Source organism: Streptomyces sp. NPDC060027 (genome assembly GCF_042737005.1).
Lineage (GTDB): Bacteria > Actinomycetota > Actinomycetes > Streptomycetales > Streptomycetaceae > Streptomyces.
The window spans coordinates 73,625-80,886 of the sequence record NZ_JBHWVI010000013.1; the positions used below are offsets into that span (position 1 = coordinate 73,625).

General features: G+C 72.5%; 3 protein-coding genes and 3 pseudogenes. 2 read left to right on the plus strand and 4 right to left on the minus strand.

Annotated features, from left to right (window positions below; genetic code table 11):
- The first annotated feature begins 53 nt into the window (after positions 1 to 53).
- Positions 54 to 1,897: pseudogene (locus ACFWBT_RS05730) on the plus strand (AMP-dependent synthetase/ligase).
- A gap of 70 nt (positions 1,898 to 1,967) precedes the next feature.
- Here ACFWBT_RS05730 and ACFWBT_RS05735 read toward each other — a convergent pair.
- The gene (locus ACFWBT_RS05735) at positions 1,968 to 3,107 is read right to left on the minus strand and encodes an acyl-CoA dehydrogenase family protein (RefSeq protein ID WP_385696318.1); all 1,140 of its coding nucleotides are present in this window, start codon (positions 3,105 to 3,107) and stop codon (positions 1,968 to 1,970) included.
- Between the two features lie 90 nt (positions 3,108 to 3,197).
- Here ACFWBT_RS05735 and ACFWBT_RS05740 point away from each other — a divergent pair, with 90 nt between their 5' ends.
- The gene (locus tag ACFWBT_RS05740; protein WP_385696320.1) at positions 3,198 to 3,824 is read left to right on the plus strand and encodes a TetR/AcrR family transcriptional regulator; all 627 of its coding nucleotides are present in this window, start codon (positions 3,198 to 3,200) and stop codon (positions 3,822 to 3,824) included.
- 23 nt (positions 3,825 to 3,847) lie between these two features.
- Here the strand turns inward: ACFWBT_RS05740 and ACFWBT_RS05745 are convergent, their stop codons facing one another.
- The 3 genes and pseudogenes from ACFWBT_RS05745 to ACFWBT_RS05755 all read right to left on the minus strand — a co-directional run.
- Positions 3,848 to 5,353 (minus strand): aldehyde dehydrogenase family protein, encoded by a 1,506-nt coding sequence (locus ACFWBT_RS05745; RefSeq protein WP_385696322.1) that lies wholly within the window; start codon positions 5,351 to 5,353, stop codon positions 3,848 to 3,850.
- A gap of 221 nt (positions 5,354 to 5,574) precedes the next feature.
- Positions 5,575 to 6,443: pseudogene (locus tag ACFWBT_RS05750) on the minus strand (oxygenase MpaB family protein); the annotation flags it as partial.
- 42 nt (positions 6,444 to 6,485) lie between these two features.
- Positions 6,486 to 7,262: pseudogene (locus ACFWBT_RS05755) on the minus strand (hypothetical protein); the annotation flags it as partial.

Here is a 7,262-nt window from a genome sequence, read left to right on the forward strand (position 1 = left end):
CCGCCGCCCCCCTCACCACACCGAGCACGCCGACCGCCAGGAGGCCGAGTTAGATGACGACAGCCCCGCGCACCACTGGGGAACCAGCAGCGGAAGCGACCGGACAGACCGTGCCGCTGCTCCTGGAACGCAACGCCCGCCGGTACGCCGACCTGCCCGCCCTGTCCTGGCGGCAGGACGACGGTGCCGGAACCGGTGAGGGCGGCTGGACCACACTCACCTGGTCCCAGGTCCGGGAACACACCACGCGGCTCGCGGCCGGGTACGCGGCGCTCGGCGTCGGCCGCGGCGACCACGTCCTGCTGATGATGGCCAACCGGCCCGAACACTGGCTGTCCGACCTGGCGCTGGTCCGCCTCGGCGCGGTGCCCGTCAGCGTCTACGGCACCTCGGCCGCCGAACAGGTCACCCACATCGCCCGCAACTGCCGGGCACGCATCGCCGTCGTCGAGGACGGACGCAGGTGTCTCTGTGGGCACCGCTGCTCGACGACGCCGACACCCCCCTGGACCGGCTCGTCGTCGTGGAACCCGGGGCGCAGGACGGCCACTTCCCGTAGGCCGCACTCAGTCGGGAACCGGTGCCGGAGCGGTTCGCGAAGTCCCTGGACACGGCCCGGCCCGATGACCCCCTGACCGTCGTCTACACCTCCGGGACCACCGGAGAACCCAAAGGCGTGGTGCTCGGTCACCGGCACGTGCTGGCCAACGCCCTCGCACTGGACGAGGTCGTGGAGTTGCCGCCGCACGTCGAGCACATCTGCTACCTGCCGTTCGCACACATCGCGGAACGCATGCTCGGCATCTACCTGCCGTGCCACCGGGCCTCGCACGTCTACCTGTGCCCCGATCCGGCGGGCCTCGCCGAGACGGTGCGCGAGGTGCGCCCGGCCCAGTTCTTCGGCGTACCGCGCGTGTGGGAGAAACTCGCCACCACCGTCCGCTCCCTCCTGTCGCTGCTGCCGGCGGAGCAGCAGGCGGTCATCGAGGAGGCCGCGCGGGGGGCACGCGACCATGTCGCCCACCGGGAGCGGGGCGAGGAGCCGCCCGCCGAACTGCGGGCCGCCTATGCCCGGCACCGGGAGGAGGTCCTGCTGCCGCTGCTCGCGGCGGGCGGTCTGGACCGGGTCACCTGGGCGGCCAGCGCGTCGGCGCCCATGCCGATCGACGTGGTGCGGTTCTGGGCCGGGTTCGGGATCGTGATCATGGATGCCTGGGGGCTGACGGAGACCACGGGGGTGGCGACCACCAACAGTCCCCGCACCGGATTCCGGCTCGGCTCGGTCGGGCGGCCCGTCTCCTCGGCCGAGGTCGGGATCGCCGCGGACGGCGAGATCGAGGTGCGCGGCGCGACCGTGTTCCCGGGCTATCTGCGAGAGGACGGCACGGTGCGGCCTGCGGTGGAGGAGGAGGGCTGGCTGCGCACCGGTGACATCGGGCGCCTGGACGAGGACGGCTACCTCTGGATCACCGACCGCAGGAAGGAGATGATCATCACCTCGACGGGCAAGAACGTCTCCCCGGCCCTGGTGGAGAACGCCCTCAAGGAGCACCCGCTGATCGGGCAGGCCCTCGTCCACGGAGACAACCGTTCCTACCTCGTGGCGCTGCTGGTCCTCGACCCGGAGGCGGCACCGGCCTGGGCGGCGTCCCACGGCATCGACACCGGCGGCGACCTGGCGGCCCTGGCGGCGCATCCTGCCGTACGGGAGGAGGTGGACCGTGCGGTGGCCGCGGCCAACTCCCGGCTGAACCGCACCGAGCGGGTCAAGCGCCACACGCTGCTGGCCGAGGAGTGGGGTCCGGCGACCGGCGAGCTGACGCCGTCGCTGAAGATGCGGCGGCGGGTCATCCGCGAGAAGTACGGCGCCGCGCTGACGGAGCTGTACGAGGGCTGATGCGGGGCGCGGATCACGGCGGCGGGCGCTCCACCCCGGAGGGGAAGCGCCGGCCGCCGCGTCGTGTCCGTCAGAATCCGTAGCTCTTGCCGATCACGTCCCGCTGGATCTCGCTCGTCCCGCCGTAGACGGTGGAGACGACCGCCGCCCGCAGATGGCGTTCCATGTCGTACTCGGTGGCGTAGCCGTAGCCGCCCATCATCTGCATGCCTTCGAGGGCGGCCCGCTTGGCGGTCTCGGTGGCCTTGAGCTTGGCCATGGACGCCTCGCGGGGGAAGAGCCGGTCCGGTTCGGCGTCGCAGTCCGCGGCCACCTCCCGGACCAGCAGCCGGGTGCACTCGATCTCCGTGGCGAGGTCGGCGATCCGGTGCCGCAGCGCCTGGAACGAGCCGACGGGCCGGCCGAACTGTTCGCGCTCACGGACGTAGGCGACGGCGTCGTCGAAGGCGCGGCGCGTCAGACCGAGCATGGTGGCGGCGAGGAAGAGCCGCTCGTAGTTCAGCCCGGCCATCAGCTGCCGCCAGCCGTTGTCGACCTCCCCGACGACGGCGTCCGCAGGCAGCCGCACGCCGCTGAAGAAGACGTCGTTGACCTCCCGGCCGCCCATGGTCTCGATGCCCCGGATCTCCACCCCGGGTGTGCCGGCCGGAACGTGGAACATCGTCAGCCCGGCGTGCTTGGCCCCGCCGGTGCGCGCCACGAGCAGGATGCTGTCGGCCACATGGGCGTTGGAGATCCAGGTCTTCTGACCGTCGATCAGCCAGTCTCCGTCCGGCCCTCGTCGCGCGCGGCAGCTCAGGGCGCCCACGTCGGAGCCCGCCGCCGGCTCCGACATCGCGATGGCGAGGACCGCGCCCCGCACCGCGCCCGCGAGCACCTCGGCCTTCTGGCGCTCCGTGCCGAACCGCTCGTAGGCCTTGGCGGTGATGACGGTGGTGACGAAGCCGCCCGCGGGGACCATCCCGTAGGACGTCTCCTCCAGGAAAAGGCAGGCGTCGGCCAGCCCGCCGCCGGCGCCGCCGTACTCCTCCGGCAGGCATACACCGAGCCAGCCGAAGTCCGCGAGCCTGGCGTACAGCTCGGCGCTGTGCGGCTCACGGCCGCTCCCGGTCAGTGCGTCGCGCTGGTCGCGCGTTCCGCATTCACGTTTGGCGAAGTCGCGGACGGCCGCGACGAAGTCGGTCTGTTCCGGGGTGAGTCGAGTGCCCATGGGTCCTCCGGGTTCCGGGTTGGTTACAAAGAAATGCTCGATGTCTCATAGTCTCTTTTGGGTGGATGTGGCGGTATCGTGAGGAGCACCATGACGACATCTGCGAACGACTCCCTGCTCGCGCGGGCCATCGCCCGGCCCGAGACGGAGGAAAAGTTGGCGCGGCGCATCCTGGACGCCGCGCTGGAGCAGTTCACGACCTTCGGCCTGCGCCGCTCCTCGGTGGACGACGTCGCCAAGCGGGCCGGGGTCTCGCGGGTCACGGTCTACCGCCGGTTCCAGAGCAAGGACGGACTGGTCGAGGCCTGCCTGCTGCGCGAGGGCAGCAGGTTCTTCCAGAAACTGGACAGTGCGGTGGCGCCTCTGCCGACCATGGCCGAGCGGGTCGTCGAGGGCTTCGTGGTGGCCCTGCGGTACACGCGGGCCCACCCGCTCTTCGGCGGTCTGCTGCGCCTCGAACCGGAGGTGGTACTGCCCTACCTGACCGTTCAGGGCGGGCCCTCGCTCGCGGCCACCTGCGACTACCTGACAGCGCATCTGCGCCGTGCCCAGCAGGCCGAAGGACATCCCGAATCCGACCCCCGGCCCGTCGCCGAACTCATGATCCGCGTCGCGGTCTCCTTCCTGCTGAACCCGTCCAGCTGCATCGAGATGGAGGACGAGGACCAGGCCCGCGCCTTCGCCCGCCGCTACCTCGCCCCGCTCCTCGACGCCTGACGGTTCGCGCTCGGCGTCGTGCCTCAGCGCCGCTGGTGCAGCCACCGCGCGAAGGAGACCGCGCGGGCCCTGGCGGTCGCCGGAGCGGTGAAGGAGGTCAGGTTCACCGGCGGGGCGAAGCGCTGGACCGTGACGGACTGGGGCGCGGTGAAGGCCCGCAGCCCGTCCGCGCCATGGATGCGTCCGAAACCCGAATCCCCCGAGCCGCCGAACGGCAGCGCGGGCACGGCGGCGAAGCCGAGCACGGAGTTGACGGACACCGCACCGGCCCGCAGCCGGGCGGCGATCGCGGCCCCGGCGCGACGGTCGCCGCTGAACACCGAGGCGCCCAGCGCGTAGGGAGAGGCGTTGGCGTGCCGCACCGCCTCGTCCGCGTCGGCCACCGCGTTGATCACCACCGTCGGTCCGAAGGTCTCCTCCCGCATCGCGGCCGCGTCCTCCGGTACGTCGGCCAGGACGACCGGCGTCACGTACGCCCCGGTCACCGACGCCGATCCGCCCAGCAGGGCGCGCGCACCGGCCGCCAGCGCCTCGTCCACGTGCCGCTGGACCACGGCGGCCTGACCCGGCATCGTCATCGGACCGTACGCGGAGTCCGGCCCCGGGCCGACACTCAGCGCACCGGCCCGCTCCACCACCTTGCGGCACAGCGCGGCGTGCACCTCCCGCACGGCGTAGACGCGTTCGACGCCCGCGCAGGTCTGGCCGGCGTTGCTCATCGCGCCCCACACGATCGCGTCGGCGGCCGCGTCGAGGTCCGCTTCGGCGGTGACGACGGTCGCGTCCTTGCCGCCGCACTCGGCGAGGAACGGCGTCAGCGACTGCGCGCACACCGCCATCACCTTGCGCGCCGTCCCCGGTGACCCGGTGAACGCCACCTTGTCGACCCCGGACCGGGCCAGCGCCTCGCCCGTCGGCGCCGCTCCCGTGACGACGCCGAGCAGCCCCGCGTGCTCGGGAACGGCCTCGTCGAACAGACCGGCCACCAGGACACCCGTGCCCGGCGTGTACTCGGACGGCTTGAACACCACGGCGTTGCCCGCCGCCAAGGCGTAACCGATCGAACCCATCGGGGTGTAGAGGGGGTAGTTCCACGGCCCGATCACCCCGATCACACCGAGCGGCCGGTGAACCAGCGTGGCGCGCTGATGGGCGGCCGGCAGCCCGGTGCGCACACCGCGCCGCCGCAGCACACGGCCCGCGTTGCGAGCCGCCCATGTGAGGTGCTCCAGCGTCAGGACCGCCTCCAGCACCGCGTCACCGCGCGGCTTGCCCGTCTCCGCCGTGATCATGTCCGCGAGGTCGTCCAGCGTGGACGCGAGCTTCCGCTTCCAGCGCAGCAGATGGTCGCGGCGCCGGGCCGCGGGCAGCGCCGCCCAGCCGGCCGCGGCCGACCGAGCCCGCTCCACGGCGCGGGCCACATCCGCCGGTCCGTGGACCGGGTGGTCGGCGAGCGCCTCGCCCGTCGCCGGGGCGTGGACGGTGAAGGTCGCGGGGCGTGACGCGGCTTCTCGGTCCGTCTCGGTCATCGCTGCTCCAGAGGTGTGTGGCGGTCCACCGGAGGGGTGGAAGGTGTCACGGCCGCGGGTGGTCCGTCCGGCGGACGGGTGGCGGGAGCGGAAGTCTCCGGTGGTCCGTCCGCCGGAGCGGGAATGACGGCCGGGGGCGGCTCGTCCCGCGTCCGTTCGGAGGCCGTCCGCCGGTCCACCGGCTGCCGGGGTGCGGATGTCGTGTCCGTGTCGGCGGGGTGTTCCTCCGGGAGAGGCTGGAGCGGCCTGCTGTGGGCCCAGTGCGGGCCGAGGTCGTCCAGGGTCCAGCCGAAGGGATAGCTGCGGGGCTTGTTCCGGTACGGCCACCACTCGGGCCGCGGCGGCAGCCGGCGCAGTAGTGCGGCCCGGGTGCGCAGGGCGCGGTGGGCGGCCTCGCGGACCGGACGCGGCTGCGGACGGAAGCCCAGCGCGGTGAGCAGCGGTTCGTCGAGGACGGCGAGCGAGGCACGCGCCACCAGGGGACGCACGAGGTTGGGGTACCACTGGGTGACGACTCTCAGGGTCGCCGCGGCGACCCGCCGGTTGGCCGGGTCGTACGCGAACATCCTCTGCTCGTAGGCGTCGTGGAGGTGGGCGAAGCCCGCGTAGTCGGCGGGTATGCCGGTGATGCCCATCAGCTCGCCCATGCGCCGTCCCACCAGCGCGAGGCTCTCGGTCTCCTGCTCGGACAGTGCCCGCCAGCCGTACCGGTCGATCCACCGTTTGGGGCCCACCACGGTCGTGGCCAGGACGTACAGGTAGTCCTCGTTGGGTTTGCGATAGCGGCCGTGGATGCGGTTGAGGTGGCGGGCCGCGGCACGGGCCTGTCCGGATTCCATGCCGTCGCGGACCATCTCGTGAGCGATCAGCACGGTGTCGTCGTACCGCTTCTGCCCGGCGCGCTCGAATTCCTGGGTGCGGTCCAGGAGCCGCGAGATGCGCGGTACGCCGTAGTCCCGCAGGAAGGCGACCGAGACCCCTGGAGGTAGTCCCAGGGGAACTCGTACTGGGTGACCCAGCGGAAGATCTCCTCGTAGTCCTGCTGCGGGTCCATCTGCCGGATGCGGTGGAGCCGGCTGTAGCGGCCCATGGGGGCGGTCTCCTATCGGTCTCTGCGGTGCGGACGGGTGGGCTATCGGGCCTTGCTGTGTATGGACAGGTCGGCGAAGTTGACCGTTTCGGCGTCGACCAGCACCTGACCGGCCTCCACCGCGGTCACCGACAGCTTCGGCAGCTGTACGGCGACCGGGAGGTTCGCCGGGACGATGTCGGCCCCGATGCAGATGCGCGGGGTGCCGACGCCGAGGACGGGGATGGCGATGGAACCGGTGAGCCGCGTGACGTAGATGTCGACCTGCGGGATGTCGAGGTCCACATCGATCGTCTGGACCTGGTCCGCGCTCTCCAGACGGAAGGTGTAGTCGTCCGCGACCAGCCGGTCGGCGTGGACCCACAGCACCTTCATCCGCCCGCCGCCGACGGCCGGGAGGTACGTCGCGCCGTGGATGACGGCGCCGTACGCGGTGAGTGTGTCGGCCCCGACCTCGGGATAGGCGGGGCTGATCGGATAGGTGGACCGGGGGCGGCCCGGCTGGTCGCCGATGACGACCGGCGGGCGCAGCGCGGTCAGGTCGTCCGGGTCGGCGGCGGTCTCGCCGGGTGTGGCCTCCTCCAGCTCCTGGTCGGGATTGGGGAGGCCCCCGGTGTCGACGCCCGTGAGACACGGGAGCGTGACCTGGGCGGCCCCGGCACGGTCCTCCCGTTCTTCCGTCGCCCGGTCGTCGTGGTCCGGGGAGTCGCGGGTGTCCGCGTCCGCGTCTCCGGTGGCCCGCGGTGATCCGGCTGTGGGGGGAGGAGCGGACGCGGAGCCGGTACCGCCCGGGGAGGGGGCGGGGGAGGGGGACGGGGC